18 protein-coding genes are annotated in these 20,384 nt (G+C 65.2%); 8 read left to right on the top strand and 10 right to left on the bottom strand.

From position 1 onward, the window contains the following. The first annotated feature begins 208 nt into the window (after positions 1-208). On the top strand, positions 209-370 hold the full coding sequence (locus tag LDH74_RS14020) for a hypothetical protein (protein ID WP_226039331.1): 162 nt from the start codon (positions 209-211) through the stop codon (positions 368-370). Between the two features lie 48 nt (positions 371-418). Next, positions 419-766, top strand: a complete 348-nt coding sequence (locus tag LDH74_RS14015) for a hypothetical protein (protein ID WP_226039330.1) — start codon at positions 419-421, stop codon at positions 764-766. Between the two features lie 64 nt (positions 767-830). On the opposite strand, the gene LDH74_RS14010 is transcribed toward LDH74_RS14015, so the two are convergent. The 4 genes from LDH74_RS14010 to LDH74_RS13995 form a co-directional block, all read right to left on the bottom strand. Further along, entirely contained in the window at positions 831-1,364 is a 534-nt protein-coding gene (locus LDH74_RS14010; RefSeq protein ID WP_226039329.1) for a DUF5815 family protein, read from the bottom strand. Between the two features lie 435 nt (positions 1,365-1,799). Further along, positions 1,800-2,210: a hypothetical protein gene (locus LDH74_RS14005; protein WP_226039328.1), complete on the bottom strand. Its 411-nt coding sequence runs from the start codon at positions 2,208-2,210 to the stop codon at positions 1,800-1,802. An 84-nt stretch (positions 2,211-2,294) separates the two neighbouring features. Next, on the bottom strand, positions 2,295-2,516 hold the full coding sequence (locus LDH74_RS14000) for a hypothetical protein (RefSeq protein ID WP_226039327.1): 222 nt from the start codon (positions 2,514-2,516) through the stop codon (positions 2,295-2,297). A 173-nt stretch (positions 2,517-2,689) separates the two neighbouring features. Next, the gene (locus tag LDH74_RS13995) at positions 2,690-3,928 is read right to left on the bottom strand and encodes an FAD-dependent oxidoreductase (protein WP_226039326.1); all 1,239 of its coding nucleotides are present in this window, start codon (positions 3,926-3,928) and stop codon (positions 2,690-2,692) included. 309 nt (positions 3,929-4,237) lie between these two features. Here LDH74_RS13995 and LDH74_RS13990 point away from each other — a divergent pair, with 309 nt between their 5' ends. Both LDH74_RS13990 and LDH74_RS13985 read left to right on the top strand, forming a co-directional pair. Then, positions 4,238-4,816 carry a DUF6149 family protein gene (locus tag LDH74_RS13990; RefSeq protein ID WP_226039325.1) on the top strand — a complete coding sequence of 193 codons (579 nt, stop codon included), beginning with the start codon at positions 4,238-4,240 and terminating at the stop codon, positions 4,814-4,816. 355 nt (positions 4,817-5,171) lie between these two features. Further along, on the top strand, positions 5,172-6,449 hold the full coding sequence (locus tag LDH74_RS13985) for an MFS transporter (RefSeq protein ID WP_226039324.1): 1,278 nt from the start codon (positions 5,172-5,174) through the stop codon (positions 6,447-6,449). A gap of 55 nt (positions 6,450-6,504) precedes the next feature. On the opposite strand, the gene LDH74_RS13980 is transcribed toward LDH74_RS13985, so the two are convergent. Continuing rightward, positions 6,505-7,839: an ABC transporter substrate-binding protein gene (locus LDH74_RS13980; RefSeq protein ID WP_226039323.1), complete on the bottom strand. Its 1,335-nt coding sequence runs from the start codon at positions 7,837-7,839 to the stop codon at positions 6,505-6,507. Positions 7,840-8,066: 227 nt separating this feature from the next. Continuing rightward, positions 8,067-9,401: an ABC transporter substrate-binding protein gene (locus LDH74_RS13975; protein ID WP_226039322.1), complete on the bottom strand. Its 1,335-nt coding sequence runs from the start codon at positions 9,399-9,401 to the stop codon at positions 8,067-8,069. Positions 9,402-9,676: 275 nt separating this feature from the next. Here LDH74_RS13975 and LDH74_RS13970 point away from each other — a divergent pair, with 275 nt between their 5' ends. Genes LDH74_RS13970 through LDH74_RS13960 form a run of 3 tightly spaced genes read left to right on the top strand, consistent with a single transcriptional unit; the run spans position 9,677 to position 14,152 of the window. Beyond that, a complete protein-coding gene (locus tag LDH74_RS13970) occupies positions 9,677-12,841 on the top strand; it encodes a methyl-accepting chemotaxis protein (RefSeq protein ID WP_226039321.1) in 3,165 nt (1,054 codons plus the stop codon). Positions 12,842-12,895: 54 nt separating this feature from the next. Then, positions 12,896-13,783, top strand: a complete 888-nt coding sequence (locus LDH74_RS13965; RefSeq protein ID WP_226039320.1) for a homoserine kinase — start codon at positions 12,896-12,898, stop codon at positions 13,781-13,783. Positions 13,784-13,789: 6 nt separating this feature from the next. Next, on the top strand, positions 13,790-14,152 hold the full coding sequence (locus LDH74_RS13960) for a hypothetical protein (RefSeq protein WP_226039319.1): 363 nt from the start codon (positions 13,790-13,792) through the stop codon (positions 14,150-14,152). 8 nt (positions 14,153-14,160) lie between these two features. On the opposite strand, the gene LDH74_RS13955 is transcribed toward LDH74_RS13960, so the two are convergent. The 3 genes from LDH74_RS13955 to LDH74_RS13945 all read right to left on the bottom strand — a co-directional run bounded on the left by LDH74_RS13955 (position 14,161) and on the right by LDH74_RS13945 (position 16,786). After that, positions 14,161-14,940, bottom strand: a complete 780-nt coding sequence (locus LDH74_RS13955; RefSeq protein WP_226039318.1) for a hypothetical protein — start codon at positions 14,938-14,940, stop codon at positions 14,161-14,163. A 103-nt stretch (positions 14,941-15,043) separates the two neighbouring features. Beyond that, the gene (gene pdxS / locus LDH74_RS13950) at positions 15,044-15,952 is read right to left on the bottom strand and encodes a pyridoxal 5'-phosphate synthase lyase subunit PdxS (protein ID WP_226039317.1); all 909 of its coding nucleotides are present in this window, start codon (positions 15,950-15,952) and stop codon (positions 15,044-15,046) included. Between the two features lie 72 nt (positions 15,953-16,024). Continuing rightward, on the bottom strand, positions 16,025-16,786 hold the full coding sequence (locus tag LDH74_RS13945) for an acetoacetate decarboxylase family protein (protein WP_226039316.1): 762 nt from the start codon (positions 16,784-16,786) through the stop codon (positions 16,025-16,027). 99 nt (positions 16,787-16,885) lie between these two features. Here LDH74_RS13945 and LDH74_RS13940 point away from each other — a divergent pair, with 99 nt between their 5' ends. Further along, entirely contained in the window at positions 16,886-17,599 is a 714-nt protein-coding gene (locus tag LDH74_RS13940; protein WP_226039315.1) for a DUF1405 domain-containing protein, read from the top strand. 39 nt (positions 17,600-17,638) lie between these two features. On the opposite strand, the gene LDH74_RS13935 is transcribed toward LDH74_RS13940, so the two are convergent. Continuing rightward, positions 17,639-20,296 carry a valine--tRNA ligase gene (locus LDH74_RS13935; RefSeq protein WP_226042530.1) on the bottom strand — a complete coding sequence of 886 codons (2,658 nt, stop codon included), beginning with the start codon at positions 20,294-20,296 and terminating at the stop codon, positions 17,639-17,641. Positions 20,297-20,384: the final 88 nt, after the last annotated feature.

Here is a 20,384-nt window from a genome sequence, read left to right as displayed (position 1 = left end):
CTCGCCCCGAGACGCATCGATTCCCAGACCAGCAGCCGATTCTCCCGACTGCGTGTGATCCTCTCCCATCCACAGCCGACGGCGAGAGTGATGCCGGCGACCTTCGGTTGGCCGTTTTGCTCGCGGGGTGACGTGCAGGCGAACGAATGGCAGGTATCACAGACCGTTCAGGAAACACATATTATCCCCGACACCAACGTGGAACCCGATGCCCTCCAGACGAGCGTTGCTCGCGACGTCGAGTACCGTCCTTTCAGCGACCGCGACCGGCGGCTGCCTCTCGACGACGGACACCCTCTCGGCCGAGTTACTCCAACTGAAAGCGATCACAGTCACGCGGACTCACGACGGGCGCTCCTACAGGGACTAACTCCTTCAACTCCACTCCGACGGGGACAGCGAGATATCCGGCAGCGTCGTGCGCGAGTACTCGCGACTGGCTTCGAACCCCGCCGAAATCACCGTCTCGGTGGACGTCCACGACGAGTTGGAACGGGAGTTCGAGACCGTCGAGTACGTCGTCGGATTCTGTGGCGACGAGTTCGATTCGGACGACGATTTCGGCTGTCGGAACACCGGTATTTCTCGAGCGGATTTCAACGCGGTTCAGTTCGGAAACCGCGCCGAGGTGAGGATAGACGATGAGACGTTCCACCTCGAGGACGTCAAGGACGACGAGGGGGCGAGCGGTCGCGAGTGGGTGGCCGATATCAACGACGTCGACTGGACCGAACGCCACGCTGAAAAGGGAGCGAAACACCACTGACGGCCGAACTCGCCGCTCGAACGACGAGCGGAGAGAACGGAACGGCGCGGGACCGGATACCGAGTCAGAGCGGCTGGTCGTGTTCGCTCTCGAACTCGCGCTGTCGCCGGTACTGGTCGACGAACTCGCCCACGTCGAACTCGAGCATCTGGGACTCGAACTCGGTGATCGCGGCGTCGTCGTCGGCGTGACTGACGGCGTGTTCCATGAGTTCGACGACGAGTTCGACGACGATCTCGTGGAGCCGCCGGGCGTCGAAGTCGGTCATCCACAACAGCGTGTAGCCGACGGCACCGTCGTCGCTCGCGTCGTGGACGGAAACTTTCTCGGGAAACTCCTCGAGGACGATCCCCAGCAGGTGCGGCGTCCCGAACGACTCGAACTCGTCGTCGGTGTCGATCGTCTCCTCGAGCACGGCCACGAGCGATTCCGGGAAGAATCGCGAGGGCGGATGGACGTCAGTCACGACGGCGTGGACGTCGCCGCAGGAACAGGTGTACTCGCGCATGCCCAGATCGATCTCGTGGGGGTCGACGGTCTCCCCGCAGGGAAGCTCGAGCCCGTCGCCGTCGGCACCCGGAACGGGGGTGTCTGCCATTGCTATCGCTTCGTGTGGGTCGGCCATAAGGGCGACGACTCGGGCTACTGCTCTAATACGTAGGTGCGAGACGCTGGTCGGTGGCTCCGCCCAACATCTGTTCCCCAGGCGGATTCGGATAAAATCCGCGTTCGGTAGAACTGTAGAAGTACCTTTTTCCACTTCGGGTTCGCTCGCGTTGCTCGCTCACCTCTCTCTGCTCGCGGGCCGGAGACCCGCTCGCACGGCTCGAGGGACGTCTCGCGTCCCTCGTTGGGCGCAAAAATCTACGCCAAAAAGGCCGCTCACTCGCTTCGCTCGTTCGCGGGTGCTACGATTGCGATCCCTCCGCAGCGGTAACGCCTTCACCTGTCTCGAGCAACGGGGGAGATTCTCGACCCCGCGAAAACGGTCACGTTCGACGATCGATTCGCCGCGGATGCATCGCGCCGCGTTTCAGGGCCAGTCGTCGCGGACCTGCTCCGCGTCGTCCTCTTCGTCCTCGGCGTGGGTCGCCAGAATCCAGTCGGCCGCCTCGGCGGCGTCCTCGACGGCGAGATACTCCCAGCCGACTTCGTCTGCTAACTGCTCGTCCGCCTCGTCGGCACCGACGTAGACGTAGCGGTCGGTGTCGAACTGATCTTTGACGCCCTCGAGACTCTCCGCTTTCCCCCGGGGGCCGGAGAAGAAGTCCTGTCGGATGCGGTTCTTCCGCGTGAAGTTCGTCACGACGTAGGTCGGCTTCTCCGAGACGACGCCGATGTACTCGGTCCAGCCTCTTGCGTCTTCGAACACGCGCTCGGGCGAGGCGACCTCTTTGAGCGCCTCGAGTTCGAAGGCCAGGGTCATGTCGCTGTCGCCGTTCATGCGTGTCCGAACGCCGGCACGCGGGAAAACGACTTCGATACGTGTAGCGTCGCACTCGGCGGACCCGACGCGATGGGGGACCGTTCAGACGCGTTCGACGCGGTAGTACTCCGTGAAGACGATCACCTCTCCCGGCTCGAGATCCGTCGCTGTGACCGGGACGGCCCGGTCGCCCGTGACGGCCCCATAAAACGCCGCCAGCGTCTCCGAGTCGAGTTGGTCGACGTGTCGAACGGTCGCGTTCCGTTCGACGGACTCGACGCGCTCGAGCGTCAGTGAACGGGACCGGAGTGTACTGGCGGCCATGATTATTGGTACCGAATGTCATTCATGGACTTAACCGTTTCCCTGGCTCGTCGAGCGATCGATCACGAGTACTCACGGTTCCGCCGAGAACGGCGGGAATGACGAGACTACTGGAAACAGTGATCGCAGTGAGAACGGTGATTCCAACGAAAACGAGGGCTCGAGACGAGGGGCTACTGTTCCTGTGCCGGTGCGAGGTCGTCGAGGTCGACGGAGGGTTCCATGAGCACGTCGGCCTGATCGGCGACGACGCGTTGTTCGCGCATCAGCTGTTTGAACTTGCTCTGGGGCGAGAGGTCACCGATGAGGACGCCGCCGACGATCTTCCCGTCCTTGAAGGCGACGCGTCGCCACTCGGTGTCGCTGTAGCGTCGTTCGGCGTGTTCGTCGCCCAGCGTCGGGTGGCCGAAGGAGAGGAACGGGAAGTCGAAGTGTGTAATGGAGTACGAGGAGACCCACTGGAACTCCTCGGACTCCTCGTCGGCGGCCATGTTGATCGCCGCGACCCGCCCCTGTTCCTTGGCCGAGCCCCACGAGCCGTTCTGGGCCTGCTCGCCCAGCAAGACGTCGTAGAAGCGGGTGAGGTCGCCGGCCGCGTAGATGTCGTCGACGGACGTCTGCATGTACTCGTCGACGACGATCCCGTTGTCCTCCTCGAGGTCGGCCCCGCGGAGGAACTCGGTGTTGAAGGTCAGCCCGATGGCGGCCCCGACGAAGTCGCACTCGTAGCGGTCGCCGTTGGGGTCGACGGCGGCGGTGACGTGGCCGTCGTCGTCCGTCTCGAAGCGATCGACGCCGCTGTCGAAGACGGGGTCGACGCCGACCCCGCGCATGCCCTCGTGCATGATCTCGGCCCCGTCGGCCGAGAGCGCGTACCGCCACCAGCGGTCGCCGCGCATCAGGAAGTCGGCGTCGATTCCCTGCGCCCCGCAGACGGCCGCGAAGTCGATACCCAGCAGGCCGGCACCGACGATGACGCCCGTGTCTGCCCGTTCGGCGTGCTCGCGGATGGCGCGGGCGTCCTGAAACGTCCAGAAGTGATGGACGCCGTCGGCATCGCTGTGTTCGACGGGCAACTGCGTCGGCGTCCCGCCGGTCGCGACGAGCAGCTTGTCGTAGGAGAGCTCGCCGCTGTCGTGCGTGTGAACGACGTTCGCGTCCGTGTCGACGCTCGTCACGTACGTGTTCAGCGAGAGTTCGATGTCGCGGTCCTCGTACCACTCTTCGTCGTGGATCGAGATGGGGGCTTCGGGGAGTTTGCCTTTCGCGTGTTCTTTGATAAGAATCCGATTATACAGCGGCTCCCCCTCATCGGTGATGACGGTAATCTTCGCGTCCGGGTCTTCCTCCCGGAGGGTCTCGGCGGCCGAACTACCCGAGATCCCGTCACCGATGATGACGTACTGAGTCATATCCCGAACGTTCGTAATGCGGGTTAAAGTGGGTTGCTATCTCGTCTATTTTGCCAGACCGGCCGGGAGGATCCAACGGACGTAAACTCTGTGGCGAATCTCCCTACCAGAATAACTCCTCGGCCCCTATTCGGACACCATATTTTGGAAGAGCAAGGATTGCTGGTATCTCTGACGAACAACTTCGGCTCTCGTCGAGCGACCGAATCGGGAAACACGGGCGACCTCGAGCGGCGATGCCCCGCCGGACGGTTATCCAGAACGGTGTCGTCCGAACCGTTCTTCACTATCCCGTCCGAACAGGACGGCATGAAACTCCGACAGAACGCGAAACACTTCGCCTATCGGAAATCGCTCGAGACGCCGGGCATCCGCTCGATCGCGAACGCGGGGCTGGTCAAACTCCACACCAAAATCTTCACCGGTAAGGCCGATCCCGACCGCGCCGAGGAGCGGCGGGCTCACCTCGAGGGGCTCTTCGACGCGACGATGGACGCCTACCTGCGGGCGCTCCAGGAGGGCTACTCCGAGGCCGAGGCCCGCGAGATCACGCACATTCAGGCCAACTTCGACTTCTACAATCACGGCTGGACGGAGATGATGGAGTTCCCCGCGGACGAACTCGAGGCCCACTACGACCGCTACCGCGAGTTCTTCGACCGGTGGGACGTGACGATCGACGAGCCGCTGGGCCAGTTCGCTCCGCCCGAGGGCCTTCCCGAAGCACCGTCGACGCCCGAACGCCTCGAGGACCCCGAGCACCCCCACGCCGAGGGCGGCTTCGCCGACGACGTCTACGTCGAGACGGACGACGGCGAGCTCGTCGTCGGCGGTCGCGAAGCGGCGGACGTCGACGTCTCGCAGGCGGTCGAGAACGAGGACGACTGAGAGGGAGTATCGGAGCCACCCGGACGGTTCGTGATTCACGTCTCGGTCGCGTCTCTCGGTCCTGTATTCCGACGCTCTGAACGTGTCCGATACTCCCTCTGCAACGATCTGCTGTCACTGTGTCCCGACGCACCCGCATCGCGATCGCGGGTGTGCTGAGACCGGATGACGGGAGTCCGTCCGAGGTGCGCCGAGCACGAGCCTCGAGTGCGCCGGCGAGCTCGACGTGAGCCTGCCGTCCGGCCTCGAGCGGGAGTTTTTCCGGTAGCGGTCTGCGACGCGAACACTGTCGTTCGGGTACACCGGTTCCCAAGCCGCTAAGTGGGCGGACGACTCGAGTTCGAGCAACGACCGTATGTCTCTGAACGCGAACGATCGGTCGATCGCGGCGTTTACGATGGCGGGCCACGCCCTCGTCCACTGGTTCGAAACTTCGATTCCGATCTTTCTGGTCGTCTGGCTGGCCGAGTTCGACGTGGGCGTCGCCCTGTTCGGCGTCGTCGTCGCGCTCGGCTACGCCCCGTTCGGGCTGGGGGCGCTCCCGGGGGGGATCCTCGCGGATCGCTACGGTACTCGCCCCCTCGTGTTGGCGTGTCTCGGCGGGATGAGCCTCGCCTTTCTCGTCCTCGCTGCCGCGAGTTCGATCTACGCTATCGCGGCCGGCCTGATCCTGTGGGGGATCGCCGCCAGCGTCTACCACCCTGCCGGACTCGCGCTCATCAGCACCGGCGTCGAGGACCGGGGCACCGTCTTCGCCTGGCACGGGATCGCCGGCAACGCCGGCATCGCGCTCGGCCCGTTCGTCGCCGCTACCCTGTTGATCTTCCTCGAGTGGTCCGTCGTCGCGGCGGTACTCGCCGTCCCGGGCGTCCTCGCGGTTCTCTACGGCCTCGGCGCGGAGTTCGATCCGACCGCGGCCGTGGCGGACGACGCCGACGCCGGCCCCGACGAGGCGCTGTCGCCGGCGGCTCTCTTCAGCGACTCGCGAACGCTGTTCGCCAGCGCCTTCGCCGTCGTCTTCGTCCTCGTCACGTTCGAGGGGCTCTACTACCGCGGAACCCTCACGTATCTCCCCGAGATCCTCCACGGCCTGCCGGCGATCGAGTCCCTCGCGCTGCCGGCCGGCCTCGAGGGGATCCAGCCGGCCGACTACATCTACGTCGGCCTGCTGGTCGTCGGGATGGCGGGGCAGTACGCTGGCGGGAAACTGACGAACCGCATCGCACCGGCGCGCGGACTCGCGGCAATTTTCGCCGTCCTCGCGGTCCTCGCGCTCGCGTTCGTGCCGGTGACGGCGTCGGGGGTCGGACTCGCCCCGATCGTCGCGCTCTGCGGGCTGTTGGGCTTTTTCCTCTTCGCCATCCAGCCGTTCTACCAGAACGCCGTCGCGGTCTTCACGCCGCCGGACGCTCGCGGGCTCTCCTACGGCTACACCTATCTCGCCGAGTTCGGGTTCGGCTCGGCGAGCATCGCTCTCGGCGGGTTCGTCCTCGGCGAGTTCTCTCAGACGGTGTTTTTCGCGATGATCGCCGCGTTCGCGGGTATCGGCGGCCTGTTCGCGGGCGCGCTGCTGGTCGGCGGCGATCGGTTCGCGGGGACGGCGGAGACGCTCGAGGCGAACGCGGACGACTGACGGCGTCGGAGGACGGACGGAGTACGACTGGAGAAAAGGTGCCCCGCTGCGGGAGTCAGAGCCAGGGCGGCGTGATGTACTCCGAGGTCGCGTGCTTCTCCGGGTAGATGATCTCCTGTACACCCTCGCCCTCGTCGTTTTCCTGCCACTGGAAGTAGACGGTCTCGTCTCGCATGTACTTGAGGTCGTGAGCGAACTCGTGATCCTTGTCGTAGAACTCGACCGTGCCAGTGGTTCCGGTAAACGACGCGGCCTCCAGCTCCGGGATCAGCGTGTCCGAATCGAGCGAGCCGGTGTTCTCGACGGCGTTGGCGAACAGAGCGATCGCGTCGTGCGTGTGGTAGCCCGTGTAGACGGGTTTGTTCCCGTTGAACTGGTTCTGATACGCTTGCACGAACGGCTGCGTCTTGTCGGTGAGCGTGCTGGTTGCCGTCGCGCTGGACTGCCCCACGCCGAAGCGGCAGGCACCGCCGACCATGTCGTAGTAGCCCGGCAACTGCATCGGGACGTGGATCCCGCCGAACGCGAACGGACGTGGTTGGGGCGTCACCCAGTCGAGCAGCGCGGCAGTCCCGGTGTGGGCCGTCGTAATAAAAGCCACGTCCGCCCCTGCCGCCTGGACCTCGTCGTAAATTCCCGAGAAGTCGTCGGTCGCCGGCGGATACCGCTCTTGCATCACGACATCGGCGCCCGTGTCCGCGAGTTGGTTCTGGTAGACCGTCCACGGCTCGGAGGTCCACTGGTAGTCCTCGACGAGCACGGCGAGGGAGTTCCAGCCGATGTCGGATCCCATCGCGTCGATAAAGTCGACCTGCGTCCTGCCGAGGTCGTAGTTGTTCGTCGGCCCCGCGCGGAAGTGATACTTGTACTTGTCGTACTGCTCGCTGACCAGCCGACTCGCCTCCGCCGTCGCCGCGCCGGACGTGAGATGAATCGTCTGCTGCTCCGCGATGTCGTCCATGAGAGCCATCAGCGATTCACTGGCGAAGACGCCGACCGTAACGTCCGCATCTTCTTCGAGGATGAGCCGCTGATACTGGCGACGCGCCTCGAGCGGGCTCGAGTTCGTGTCGCCGACGACCATCTCGACGTCTCGACCACCGATTCCGTCCGCCTCCTGCAGTTCGTTGACGGCAACCTGTGCACCGCGCACTATCGATCGGCCGATGAAGTCGCTGTCCGGATTCGGTGCGAGAACACCGATCGTGATCGGGTCCTCGCTTCCGGATCCCCCGGTGATCGACCCGAGCGTCCCTACACACCCAGCGGTCGAAAGGCTGACCGCACTGCCGGCCGTCGCGAGGACGTGTCGCCGCTGGAGACCGCTTCGTCGAGTACGTTGATCGGTCGCGAGGCTTGGTTCGTTATCAGCCCCACCACATTCATGCATCTCGACCAGTCATTTTGACCTCAGTCTCTTAACAATTGTGGCAACTTATCAAAGAGTGGGTGGTAGCAATCGGCACACCAGAGATACCTGCCCACCAGTTGGAAACCGATCGGAAACGGTGACGCCGCCGCTCAAGCGACCGTGCGTAACGAAAGTCAACGCAGTTCTCGGCGAGAGCCATCGCGGAACCGACGGTCCCCACGAGTGCTCCGGGGACGCCGATTCCCCTAGAACCAGGTCGGATCGACGTACTCGGCGGACGCATGCTCATCGGGCCAGATGACTTCCTGGACGCCCTCACCGTCGTCGGTTTCCTGCCACTGGAAGTAGATGGGTTGGACGTTCTCCTCCCCGTAGATAACGTCGTGGGCGAACTGGTGGTCCGGCCCGTGGAACTCGAGCGTGCCGGTCGTCCCGGTGAAGCTGGTATCCTCGAGCGTGCCGACCAGCGTCTCGGAGTCGACCGTCCCGGCCCGTCCGGCGGCGTCCGCGAATAGCTTGACCGCGTCGTAGGAGATGAAGCCCGTATAGACGGGACTCTGCCCACCGTACCTGTTCTGGTACATCTTGACGAACGGCTGCGTCTTGTCGGTGAGTTCGCTCGTCGCCGTGGCGCTGGCGTAGCCCACGGCAAACCGGCACGCGCCGTCGGTCAGCCGGTAGTACGACGGGAGCTGCATCGGAACGTGAATGCCGCCGAAGGCGAACTCCCGCTGCGCCGGTCCCCAGTCGCGTATGGCCTTGGTACCGGTGTGAGCCGTCGAGATGAACGCCGCATCAGCATCCGACGCCTCGACATCGTCGTAAATCGACGAGAAATCGTCGGTTGCCGGCGGATACCGGTTCCACATCGTCACATCGATGTCGAGATCACTGAAGCGGCTCTGATAGAACGACCACAGCCCCTCGGTCCAGTCGTAGTCTTCGGCGAGCACGGCGATGGAGTTCCAGCCGATATCGCCCCCCTTCTCGGTCAGAAACTCGATCTGGGCCTGCGCGAGGTTCGAACCGTTGACCGGGCCGACGCGAAAGTGGTGCTTGTACTTCTCGTACTCCTCGTTGACCTTCTGGCTGGCCGTTGTCGTCGCCGAACCGGCCGTGAGGTGGAGCGTCTCCTGCTCGGCGATGTCGTCCATCAGCGGGACGAGCGCCTCGCTCGTGGAGATGCCAACCGTGACGTCGGCACCCTCCTCGAGGACGAGCCGCTGGTACTGACGACGAGCCTCCTGCGGGCTCGAGTTCGTGTCGCCGACGGCCATCTCCACGTCGCGGCCGTTGATCCCGCCGGCTTTCTTCAGTTCGTCGACGGCGGTCCGTGCGCCCTGAACGATCGAGCGCCCGGTGGAGTCGCTGTCCGGATTCGGTGCGAGAACCCCGATCGTCACCGGTTCAACGTCGTCGCTCCCGAGGATCGATCCGGCGGTCTCGAGACACCCTGCAAGGGAGAGTCCGGCAGCGCTACCCGCGGTCGTTTTGAGGACGTGCCGGCGATCGAAGCCGCGCCGTCGGCTCGAGCCGACGGTGTTGTCTGCGGCCTCACGATGGGCGTGAGAGTCGGTCATATTGGCCAGTCGTTTCGACCTATCTTTCTTAACGTTTGCGAAGAATATCATCGGAGAGTTACGAATGTGTGTGAAGTACCATCAGTAGCTGATTTTTCATCTTTTAGCGGGAGAGATCCATTCCAGCGTTAAATTATGTATATTACCCTCGTAACGTGGGTGGGTGGCGGAATAGAGTGGTCGTTTAGACACTACGAACTCTCCTCTCCCGATTATCAGCACCGATAACTTCGGAACATCATTTATGTAGTGACAACATCACGCGTGTTCTATCGATGGATATCGTTAGACGATTGGTACCGACAGCTATCCGACGCAGGTACGCGGTCAAGTTCGGGATCGCGCTGCTTATTCTCGGGCTGTCGGTCGGCCTGATCGGATACGGGGCAACTGCAGGGATCACTAACCAAGTCGAGGATCGCGTACAGACCGATCACGCGTCTTCGGCCAGTCAGGAAGCACAGAGTCTGCAGATGTGGAACGAGCAGAACGAACATACGGTCGGGACGATCGTCAGATCGGACGTCGTCGCCAGTGACGATCCGCAGGCGATCCAACAGCGATTCCTCGACTGGCAGGAGCACCTCGATACCGACACGTTCGATATCTCCTATGTCGACCTCACCAACGAGACGGTGACGGCAAGCACCAACGGAGCCTACCGTGGTGTACCCACCAGCGAACTGAACAACGTCCCGAGCGAGGCCTACTCGGAGGCGACGACGAATGTCCCCTGGGTCTCCGACGCTTACACCGCGCAGGGCGAGTTCGGACAGAACACCACCGTCATCACCTACGTCCAGCTCTCCGCCGAAAGCGAGAATCGCGCGGTCGTCTACACGGCCAACATCGAGGCGTACGCGAACCAGTTGCAACAGGACGAGGGCGTCACGACGATGGTCGTCGACGGTGACGACGAGGTCATGCTCGACAATCAGGGGTACGGCGAGAACCACGAAACGTTCGGGCTCGCGTACGGCGGCGACAGCGCCGTTCTGAGCGACGCGCGAACCGAAGGCGCGTCCACGCGACAGGTTTCGGGCGCCGACTTCGACTTCGGCTCGCTCGAGACTACCGCCTACGACTTCGACGAGAGCAAGTACGTCACCAGTTCAGCGCGCGTGTTCGGGACGGACTGGGTCGTCGTGACCCATGAACCGGCCAGTCAGGCGCTCGGGTACGTCACCTCGATTAACCAGTACGGTGTCTACGCGACGATCCTCGGCGTCCTCATGATCGGCATGGTCGGTGCCGTCCTCGGTCGGAACACCGCCGTCTCGATCGACCGGCTCACCGACAAGGCCGGTCAGATGGAGGAGGGCAATCTCGACGTCGACCTCGAGACCAAGCGGATCGACAACATCGGCCGGCTCTACGACGGCTTCGACTCGATGCGCGTCGCCTTGCGCGAGCAGATCGAGGAAGCCGAAGCCGCCCGGGAGGAGGCCGAACGCGAACGCGAGCGCGTCCAAGAGATCAACGGCCACCTCGAGGAGAAGGCCGCCGAATACAGCGACGTGATGGAAGCGGCCGCAGACGGCGACCTGACCGCGCGGATGGAAGCCGACGGCGAGAACGAGGCGATGGCCGAGATCGCCGCGGACTTCAACGAGATGCTCGAGGAGATCGAGCGAACGGTCGCCGAACTCAATCGGTTCGCGACCGACGTCGCGACCGCCTCCGAGCAGGTGACCGCCTCGAGCGAGGAAGTTCGCTCCGCGTCCCAGCAGGTTACCGGGTCGATTCAGGAGATTTCGGACGGCGCGGACCGTCAGAACGAGTCGCTCCAGTCGGTCAATCAGGAGATGAGCGGGCTCTCGACGACGACCGAGGAGATCGCCGCCTCCTCGAACGAAGTGGCCGATATCGCCGAACGGACCGTTGACACCGGGCGAGACGGACAGGAAGCCGCGCAGGCGGCGATCACCGCGATGGACGAGATCGAGGGCGAAGCCGGCAGCGCCGTCAGCGAGATCCGCCGACTCGAGGAGGAAGTCCAGCAGATCGACGAACTCATCAATACGATTTCGGAGATCGCCCGCCAGACCAACATGCTGGCGCTGAACGCCAACATCGAGGCCTCCCGATCCGCGGGCGGCAGCGACGACGAAGGGTTCTCCGTCGTCGCGAAGGAGGTCAAGGCGCTCTCCGAGGACGTCGCCGAGGCGGCCGACGAGGCAGAAGACCGGCTCGAGGCGATTCGAGAACGCACCGAGCAGTCCGCCGTCGAGGTCGAGGGCACGAGCGACGACATCGAGGACGCCAGTGAGCAGGTCGAGGAGGCCGTTCACGCACTCGAGCAGATCGCCGACCTCGCCCAGCAGACCAACGTGGGGGTCCAGGAAATCTCCGCGGCGACCGAAGAGCAGGCCGCCTCGACCCAGGAGGTCGTCGCGATGGTCGACGACGCCGCGACGATCTCGGAGGAGACCACCTCCGAAGCCGAAAACGTCGCCGCCGCAGCCGAAGAGCAGACCACGGCACTGACCGAGGTCACGCAGTCCGCCTCGAACCTCTCCCAGCAGGCCGCACAGCTCTCCGAAGCGCTCGACCGGTTCGATACCGAGGTCGACCGCGACGACGTGGAACTCGAGTCGATGATCGACACCGACGCGGAGCCGGCGGCGGCCGAGTCGACGTTCGAGGTCGACACAGAGGCGACCGACGAACCGGACGACGAGAATCGAGGGATCACGTTCGATACGGCCGACGATCCGAGCGACCCCGGCCCCGACTCGGACGACCTCCTCACGTTCGACGACGGAGCGGATGACACGCTCGAGGCCGAGCCGACCGATTCGGCCGCCGAGACAACCGATGGTGACCAGTTGGCCGCGGATGTACTCGAGAGCGATCCGGGCGACGAGCCCGTCGAGCCAGCGGGTAACGAGCCTGAGCAGGCGGCCGCCGACGAGTCAGCCGCGGACGGGCAACGCGACGGCGGTGCCGGCGAGATCGGCGCGGAAGAGATCCTCGGGATCGAAGAGCGTGACGACGGTGCGACTGACATCGGCGCGTCGGACACGACCGATGGATCGCCCGGCTCGACCGATCCGCTCGCGGAGGAGACGATGGATCCACTTGCAGATGCCACGGAAACGGCCGATCCGCTCGCGGAGGAGACGGAGGCCGCAGAGCCACTTGCGGACGATAGTGACGCGAGTGCGCCGCTCGAGGACGAGCGCGACACGACGGCAGCGTCCGGAGATGACGATGTCGACACGAGCGCCGGATTCGAACCGGCGGGCGACTCGGCTCCCGACCTCGAGCAGGGATCGACTGCCGGAGACGACGGTGACACCGAACCAGACGAATCGACGACCGCCGACGGATCGCCGGCCGACGACGACGCGGCCGAGAGCGCGGATGACGATGACGAGCCGACCGAAAGCGACGACGTGTTCACGTTCGGCACGGCGAGTGACGAAGACGACGAGTAATCGGCGTCGGTCTCGTTCGCTACCTTTTTGACTGCCGTCTCGGAAGGAATCGGCATGCTCACCGTGCGGGCACCGGCGACGAGTGCGAACCTCGGGAGTGGCTTCGACGTCTTCGGCCTCGCTCTCGGAACGCCCGCCGACATCGTTCGGGTCGAGCGCGCCCCGGAGACGACGATTACGGTTACCGGAGCCGGTAGCGAGTACATCCCCGAAGACCCGGCCAAGAACACCGTCGGTGCGGTCGCCGAGGCCCTGAACGCTCCGGCCCGCATTCGAATCGACAAGGGCGTCCGCCCCTCCTCGGGGTTGGGCTCGTCGGCCGCGAGCGCGGCCGCCGCCGCCGTCGCGCTCAACGCCCTCTACGACCGCGGCCGCACCCGCGAGGACCTCGTCAGCGTCGCCGCCAAGGGCGAGGAGGTCGTCTCCGGCGAGGCCCACGCGGACAACGTCGCTCCCTCCCTGCTCGGCGGCTTCACCGTCGTCACCGACGACGGCGTCACGCAGGTCGACGCGTCCGTCCCGGTCGTCGCCTGTCTCCCCGAGATATCCGTCTCGACGCGAGACGCACGCGGCGTCGTCCCCGAGTCGGCTACCATGGACGAGGTCGTCACCACGGTCGGCAACGCGGCGACGCTGACCGTCGGCATGACTCGAGACGACCCCGAGCTCGTCGGCCGAGGGATGAACGACGATATCGTTACGCCCGAACGGACCAAGCTCATCACGGGCTACGAGGACGTTCGCGAGGCCGCCCTCGAGGCGGGCGCGACCGGCGTGACGGTCAGCGGTGCCGGCCCCGGGATTCTGGCGGTCTGTCACCGCGGGGATCGACGCGCGATCGCGTCGGCCATGGTCGACGCCTTCGACGCGGCCGGCGTCGAGAGTCGGGCCTATCAGACCGCGATCAGCGAGGGGGCGACGCTGTACCGGGACGACTCGTAGTCACGGATGGGGACGAGAACCGACGGCGCGCTCGCGCTGGTCGCACTCGCCGCGTTCGCGGGCCTCGTCGTCCTCGTCGACGCATCGCTCTCAATAGGCTTCCTGCTCGTCGGCGGTACCGCGACGATTTGTTTCGAACTGCTCGCCGCTCGGGACCCCGCGCCCGTCCGCGACTACTGGGAACGCCGCCCCGTCCAGTTCGCGTCGCTCGCGGTGGCGATCGGCGGGGCCGCCATCGGTGCCCGAATCGCACCGGAAATAGCGCTGTCGCTGTGCTGTGGCGCGACGGTGACCTATCTCGTCTTTCTCGCGCTCCTCTGGATGGGGGTTCTCCCGCCGTTGGAGACGTGGTGGGGGTCGGACTCGTGACGGTGGCCTCACCTCGGGCGAGCGGCCGTCTTCCAGCGGCGACCGTAGATACGGGGCAAGGCATCGACGGGTGCCTGTCGGACGTTCGTCGGCACGGTCGAGACTCTCGTGGAAACGCTCGCCGGGAGCGGGCCGTACGGCACCGACGAGACCGCAGTCGGGTTGTTCGAGATCGGTTTCCGGCCGGCGTAGCCGGGACCGCGCTGCGTCGACTCGTATAGTTTCTCGAATTTCGAATGGCCGTCGATGACGCCGTTGCGAGCCGCCTTCGCGGCCTTTTTCGCTTCTTGCTGCAGGGCCGCGTTCGTCGCGTCGGGTTTCACGTCGTCGACGAACTCTCTGACTTTGGCCGCCGCCTCGGAGTCGCCCGAGGACTCGAACGCGTCGGAGCCGACCACGTCCTCGAGTTCGCTCCGCAATTGTTGCAGCTCCGTCCGGAAATCAACGAGATCGACGGTATTCCAGAGTTCGCGCAGTTCGATGGCGTCCCGAATCGAGCTGAGATCCAGTATCTGGTCCAGATCCGTCTCGCGGATTGCGTTCGGGAGCTGATCCGGCTCGACGAGATCCGGCAGCGCCGACATGTCGACGGTGTCCGGCAAATTCTCGAAATCGATCGTCTCGAGGAGGTCGTCGACTTCCGCGACGACGTCCCAGAGTTCGGCCGCCGTCGCCGCCAGCGCGTCGTCCGAACCGTCGGTTGCGGTTTCCCGGAGCAATCGCTCGGTTCCCGCCGTGATCCGGTCGGCGAGTTGCTCGACGCCGGTCGGGGACGTTGTCTGGCTCATGCGGTCGGGACGCGGGAGACGGATAAAACGAGCGTGCTTGCTGATCGATTCCAGTTCCGATTCCGGAGCGTCAGTACGCGAACACGGATCAGTCGTCAGTCAGCTAAACGCCGCGGCCCTGCAGCTTCTCTTCCTCGGGGAGGTCGACGTTCGCGTCGCCTTTCATCCCCTTGCCGAGGTGCTTCGAGATCTCGGCGAGCGTCTCGGGTTCGTCCCAGTTGTTCGTCGCCTGAACGATCGCGTCGGCCATTTCGGGCGGGTTCTCCGCGCCGAAGATTCCGCTGCCCACGAAGATGCCGTCGCACTCGTGATGCATCATGAGCGCGGCGTCGGCGGGCGTCGCGATCCCGCCCGCCGCGAAGTTGACGACCGGCAGCCGCCCCATCTCGGCGGTCTCGTGGACCAGTTCCGCCGGCGCTTCGATATCGCGGGCGAAGGCCTCCCGTTCCTCGTGGCTCATGCCCTCGAGTTTCCGGATGGCACCCTTGATCGTCCGCTGGTGGTGGACGGCCTGATTGACGTCGCCGGTGCCGGCCTCGCCCTTGGTCCGGATCATCGCTGCGCCCTCGTCGATCCGGCGCAGCGCCTCGCCGAGGTCGCGCGCGCCGCAGACGAACGGCGCGGTAAAGTCGCGCTTGTCGATGTGGTAGGCGTCGTCCGCCGGCGTGAGCACTTCGCTCTCGTCGATCATGTCCACGCCGACGGCCTCGAGGATCTGGGCCTCCTTCGTGTGGCCGATGCGGGCCTTCCCCATGACGGGGATCGAGACCGAGTTGACGATCTCCTCGACGTCACCGGGATCCGCCATCCGCGCGACGCCGCCGCGCTTGCGGATGTCCGCGGGGACGGCTTCCAGCGCCATCACCGCGACGGCGCCGGCCTCCTCGGCGATGCGGGCCTGTTCGGGGTCGACGACGTCCATGATGACGCCGCCCTTCTGCATCCGGGCGAAGCCGCGCTTGACGAGATCGGTGCCGCGCCTGAGGTCCTCGAGATCGGTTTCCTCGGTCATACTACCCGGTTTGGAGCCGCTGCACTTACGCGTGTTCTTTGTGATCGATTCGGCCGACACCCCCTGTATCCGTCACTCGAGGACCCGTTCGCCCTCGAACAGACGCGCTCGAACGTCCGACCCGTACAGCCGGGTGAGCGGCCGTCGCCACAGTCCGAGCTCCCGTGCCAGCTCCCCCGTGACCTCGAGACGCGTCCCGACCGACGGTCCGATCCCGATCGCCACCTCACCCCGAATCTGGGCGTTCGTCCGCAGGAGAGCGCCGTCTTTGCGCGTGAAACTGGCCATCGTCCAGTCGCGCGCCTGCGGACTGAGTCGGGGCCGGGAGACCTCGAGTCGGACGGTCTCGCGCCCGCCGTAGCGGCCGCCGTCGACGACGGCTCGAACCCCGTTCGGGCCGTCGGTCACCGTGATGTCGGCCCGTTCCTTGGGATAGCCCCAGCACTCGCGGCCGAGCGCGACCGAGGGATCGGTCGTGACCGGGAGCCAGTGCACGTAGCCGCCGATCTCGCCGTCCGCGAGCTGTGCGAGGGGGAGGGTCGTTCGACTCCCGCGGACCGCCGGGATGATGACGGCGAACTCGTCGTAGGGCTCGAGGCCCGTCTCGCCTCGATCCCCGCCACCGACCTGGTGGTACTGAATCCCGATGAGTGCGACGCAGCCGACGCCGGGGGCGATCGCGAGCGACGAAAGCCCCTCCGGGAGGACTGCCTCGAGCCGACTGCGACGCGCGGGGACCGTCACGCCACCCATCGCGAACGATAGCTCGAGCGGGAGGTCAACCACGTGGCCGGTCGAAAGCCGTCGTCGCGTCCGTTCGTCGCCGGTAGTCATGGCCGACGGTACGACGGGACCGGTCGTAGTAGTACGGATCTCGGCCGTCGGCGACGAGGACCGCTACTGTTTTGCGGACTCCGTCCGTCGCGCCGGACAATGACTGCGTCGACCTCGAGCGGCCGGTTGTCGGATCGCGAGCGCGACGACGATACGTCCCTTCCGGCGTATCTCGCGCCCGTTCCGCGCACGCTCGAGGACCTCGGATTGCGATTCGCGTGGCTCGTCGTGGCGATCAACCTCGCGGGGACGGCATTCGGCTTCTGGTATTACTCGGGACAGTTCACCGAGACCGCGGCCGTGCTCTGGCCCTGGGTTCCGGACAGCCCGCTCGCGACGCTGTTCATCGCGCTGGCGATCGCCTGCTGGAAGCTGGGTCGCGAGCAGCCGTGGCTCACCGCGCTGGCCTTCTTCGGTAATATCGTCCTCGGACTGTGGACGCCCTACACGCTGCTCGCGTTCGCCGACTCCTACGCGTACCTCTCCCCGGTGATGTACCAGTTCCTATTCTGGAGTCACCTCGCGATGGTCGTGCAGGCCTTCGTCCTCTACCGGATCAGCGACTTTCCGGTGTGGGCCGTCGCCGTCGCCGCCCTCTGGTACTGGAGCAACCTGGTCGTCGACTACTTCGTCCCCATCGTCGGCGAGCCCCACCACACGATCATCCCCGTCGAGCGCGACGCGGCCGTGTTTCTCGAGGCCGACGCGCTGGGCGTGATCGCCGCCGGCGAAGTCACGTTCGTCCTCCTGGCGCTGTTTCTCGCGCTCGCCATCCGGGTCAAAAAGTGCGAAGCCGCCCGGAATCAGCCGTAGCCGACGGCGAGACGGTCGCGAACGGACGACGGCGAATTCCTACTCGAGGATGAGAACCGCCGACTCGGTCTCGATCATCTCGCCCTCGCCCGAGTAGGTCCGCTCGAGTTCGACCTCGAAGAGGTCGTCTTCGAGTTCTTCGCCGGCGACCCGAAGCACGCCCTCGTCGTCGTCGATCTCGTACTCGCCGCTCTCGATTCCGGCGTCGATCTCGCCGACCTTCGACCCGAACTTCGGGCCGACCGACGAGTAGTCGAGATCGATCGACGCGACTTCGGTCGTGATCTCCGGCGGTTCCTCGAGCACCGCGAGATCCTGTACGTGCATCACGTGCTGGATCGCGTCTTCGAAGCCGTCGATCGGGCCGTAGACGGAAACGGACTCGAGGTCTTCGTTCAGCGGCAACTGGTGCTCGCTCTTGTAGCGTCGCAGCGCGGAGATGACCTCCATGGCGGTCTCGCCGGCCGCGAGGTCCGCCTCGTACCCCTGCGGACTGGGCCACTCGCGGGTGTGGATGCTGCTCCTGTCGAGATTCTCGCCACCGTCGCTGTAGACGGCCTGCCAGATCTCCTCCGTCGCGTGGGGCAAGAACGGGGCCCACAGCTCGAGGAACGTCCGATGCGCGGTCCGCAGCGCGTACTGCGTCGACGGATTGTCTTCGCGCGTCTTGGCGATCTCGAGGTAGTCGTCGCAGAAGGTGTTCCAGAAGAACGTCCGCAGGCGGTCGCGGGCCTTCGCGAACTCGTACTCTTCGAGGTGTGCGGTCAGATCCGCGACGGCGTCGTCGAGTTCCGCGAGGAGCCAGCGATCGATCGCCTCGAGCTCGGCGGGCTCGTCGGGATCGGCGGGTGCGAGCGTGTCGACGAGCTTCGAGGCGTTCCAGAGCTTTCGCAGAAGCTTCTCGCCCGCGGTGAGGTCCTTCTCCTGGTACGGGAAGTCGTCGCCGACGGCGGCGCTGGCGGCCCAGAACCGGACGGCGTCGACTGGGTACTCCGAGAGCACTTCGTCGGGTTCGACGACGTTCCCCCGCGATTTGGACATCTTCTCGCGGTTCTCGTCGAGGACGTGGCCGTTGATCATCGTCGCGTCGAAGGGCACCTCGCCGGTGTGCTCGTAGCACTTGACGACGGTGTGGAACAGCCAGAAGGAGATGATGTCGTGGCCCTGCGGGCGCAGATCGAACGGGTAGAGCTCGGGGTTGTCCATCGTGAACTCCTCGCTGTCGGCGTTCCAGTCCCAGCCGGCGTTGATCAGCGGCGTCAGCGAGGAGGTCGCCCACGTGTCGAAGACGTCCTCCTCGGCCTCGAACTCGTCGCCCCCGCACTCGGGACAGGCCGAGACCGGTGGTTCGTCGCTCAGCGGGTCGACTGGCAGGTCCGCCCGCTCGGCCATGATCTCGTGATCGCAGTCCGCGCAGTACCAGACCGGGAACGGAATGCCCGAGTCGCGCTGGCGCGAGATGAGCCAGTCCCACTCGAGGCCCTCGATCCAGTGCTCGTAGCGGGTGAACATCTTCTCGGGGTACCAGTCCATCTCCCGACCGGCCTCGAGGTACTCCTCCTTGTGGTCCAGGATCTCGACGTACCACTGCTTGGAGACGCGGTACTCGACGGCGGTGTCACAGCGTTCGTGGACCTGGACCGCGTGGGAAATCTCCCAGCGATCGCGAAGGGAGCCCTCGTCCTCGAGGTCTTCGACGATGGCCTCGCGGGCTTCCTCGGTGGACATGCCCTCGTAGGGACCGGCGAGGTCGGTCATCGTCGCGGACTCGTCGATGGCCACCCGGAGCGGGAGGTCGTGGGCCTGGTACCACTCGATATCGTTCTGGTCGCCGAAGGTACAGCACATCACGACGCCGCTGCCTTTCTCCATGTCGACGCGCTCGTCCTCGATGATCGGCACTTCGTGGTCGAACAGGGGAATCCGGGCGGTCTCTCCGATGAGGTCTCGATTCTCCTCGTCGTCGGGGTGGACGAAGACGGAGACGCAGGCCGGGATGAGCTCCGGACGCGTCGTCGAGATGACGAACTCCTCTCGCGGTGCGTCGTCGCCAACTAGTTCGAACGCGATGTCGTTGAAGTGCGAGGCGCGCTCCTCGTCTTCCATCTCGACCTGCGAGATGGCCGTTTCGCACTCCGGACACCAGATCGCGGGCGCCTTCTTGCGGTACTCGCGCCCCTTCTCGTAGAGGTCGAGGAAGGACAGCTGCGAGATGCGTTGAACGCGCGGTTCGATCGTCTTGTAGGTGTTGTTCCAGTCGATCGAGGTCCCGAGATCCTGCATCTTCTCCGTAAACTCGGCCTCGTACTCCGCACAGACCTCGCGGCAAAGTTCCTGAAACTCGCGGCGCTCGTAGTCCTGATGGCGGATGTCCAGTTCCGATTCGGTCAGGCGCTCGCTCGCGATCCCGTTATCGTCGTAGCCGAAGGGAAAGAGCACGTCGCCGTCGTGCATCCGCTGGAAGCGCGCCGCGAAATCCTGCAGGGTCGAGCCGTAGAGGTGGCCCATGTGCAGGCTGCCCGAAACCGTCGGCGGCGGCGTGTCGATCGCGTAGACCGTGTTCGGGTCCCGCTCCTCGTCGGCCTCGTAGGCGTAGACGTCCTCGTCGATCCAGCGCCGTTGCCAGCGGGATTCGACTGCGTCGGGATCGTAGCCGCCCTCGAGGGTGGGTTCATCGTCCTGTTCCGGCGCGTCCATGCTCATGCTCTCACCGCCCGTTGCGGGCGTCGTCGGTGCGTCGTCCGGCTGTGAAGTTGGCTATCGTCCATAAAGCGGCCGTTGTGCT

Source organism: Natrinema sp. DC36 (assembly GCF_020405225.1).
Classification (GTDB): Archaea; Halobacteriota; Halobacteria; order Halobacteriales; family Natrialbaceae; genus Natrinema.
This window is presented reverse-complemented; position numbering and strand designations above follow the sequence as displayed.

Bases quoted from the DNA above. Each gene is read 5' to 3' on its own strand.
- LDH74_RS14020 (WP_226039331.1), top strand. From the start codon at position 209: ATGCCCTCCAGACGAGCGTTGCTCGCGACGTCGAGTACCGTCCTTTCA.
- LDH74_RS14010 (WP_226039329.1), bottom strand. From the start codon at position 1,364: ATGGCAGACACCCCCGTTCCGGGTGCCGACGGCGACGGGCTCGAGCTT.
- LDH74_RS14005 (WP_226039328.1), bottom strand. From the start codon at position 2,210: ATGAACGGCGACAGCGACATGACCCTGGCCTTCGAACTCGAGGCGCTC.
- LDH74_RS14000 (WP_226039327.1), bottom strand. From the start codon at position 2,516: ATGGCCGCCAGTACACTCCGGTCCCGTTCACTGACGCTCGAGCGCGTC.
- LDH74_RS13995 (WP_226039326.1), bottom strand. From the start codon at position 3,928: ATGACTCAGTACGTCATCATCGGTGACGGGATCTCGGGTAGTTCGGCC.
- LDH74_RS13990 (WP_226039325.1), top strand. From the start codon at position 4,238: ATGAAACTCCGACAGAACGCGAAACACTTCGCCTATCGGAAATCGCTC.
- LDH74_RS13985 (WP_226039324.1), top strand. From the start codon at position 5,172: ATGTCTCTGAACGCGAACGATCGGTCGATCGCGGCGTTTACGATGGCG.
- LDH74_RS13980 (WP_226039323.1), bottom strand. From the start codon at position 7,839: ATGCATGAATGTGGTGGGGCTGATAACGAACCAAGCCTCGCGACCGAT.
- LDH74_RS13975 (WP_226039322.1), bottom strand. From the start codon at position 9,401: ATGACCGACTCTCACGCCCATCGTGAGGCCGCAGACAACACCGTCGGC.
- LDH74_RS13970 (WP_226039321.1), top strand. From the start codon at position 9,677: ATGGATATCGTTAGACGATTGGTACCGACAGCTATCCGACGCAGGTAC.
- LDH74_RS13965 (WP_226039320.1), top strand. From the start codon at position 12,896: ATGCTCACCGTGCGGGCACCGGCGACGAGTGCGAACCTCGGGAGTGGC.
- LDH74_RS13960 (WP_226039319.1), top strand. From the start codon at position 13,790: ATGGGGACGAGAACCGACGGCGCGCTCGCGCTGGTCGCACTCGCCGCG.
- LDH74_RS13955 (WP_226039318.1), bottom strand. From the start codon at position 14,940: ATGAGCCAGACAACGTCCCCGACCGGCGTCGAGCAACTCGCCGACCGG.
- pdxS (WP_226039317.1), bottom strand. From the start codon at position 15,952: ATGACCGAGGAAACCGATCTCGAGGACCTCAGGCGCGGCACCGATCTC.
- LDH74_RS13945 (WP_226039316.1), bottom strand. From the start codon at position 16,786: ATGACTACCGGCGACGAACGGACGCGACGACGGCTTTCGACCGGCCAC.
- LDH74_RS13940 (WP_226039315.1), top strand. From the start codon at position 16,886: ATGACTGCGTCGACCTCGAGCGGCCGGTTGTCGGATCGCGAGCGCGAC.
- LDH74_RS13935 (WP_226042530.1), bottom strand. From the start codon at position 20,296: ATGGACGCGCCGGAACAGGACGATGAACCCACCCTCGAGGGCGGCTAC.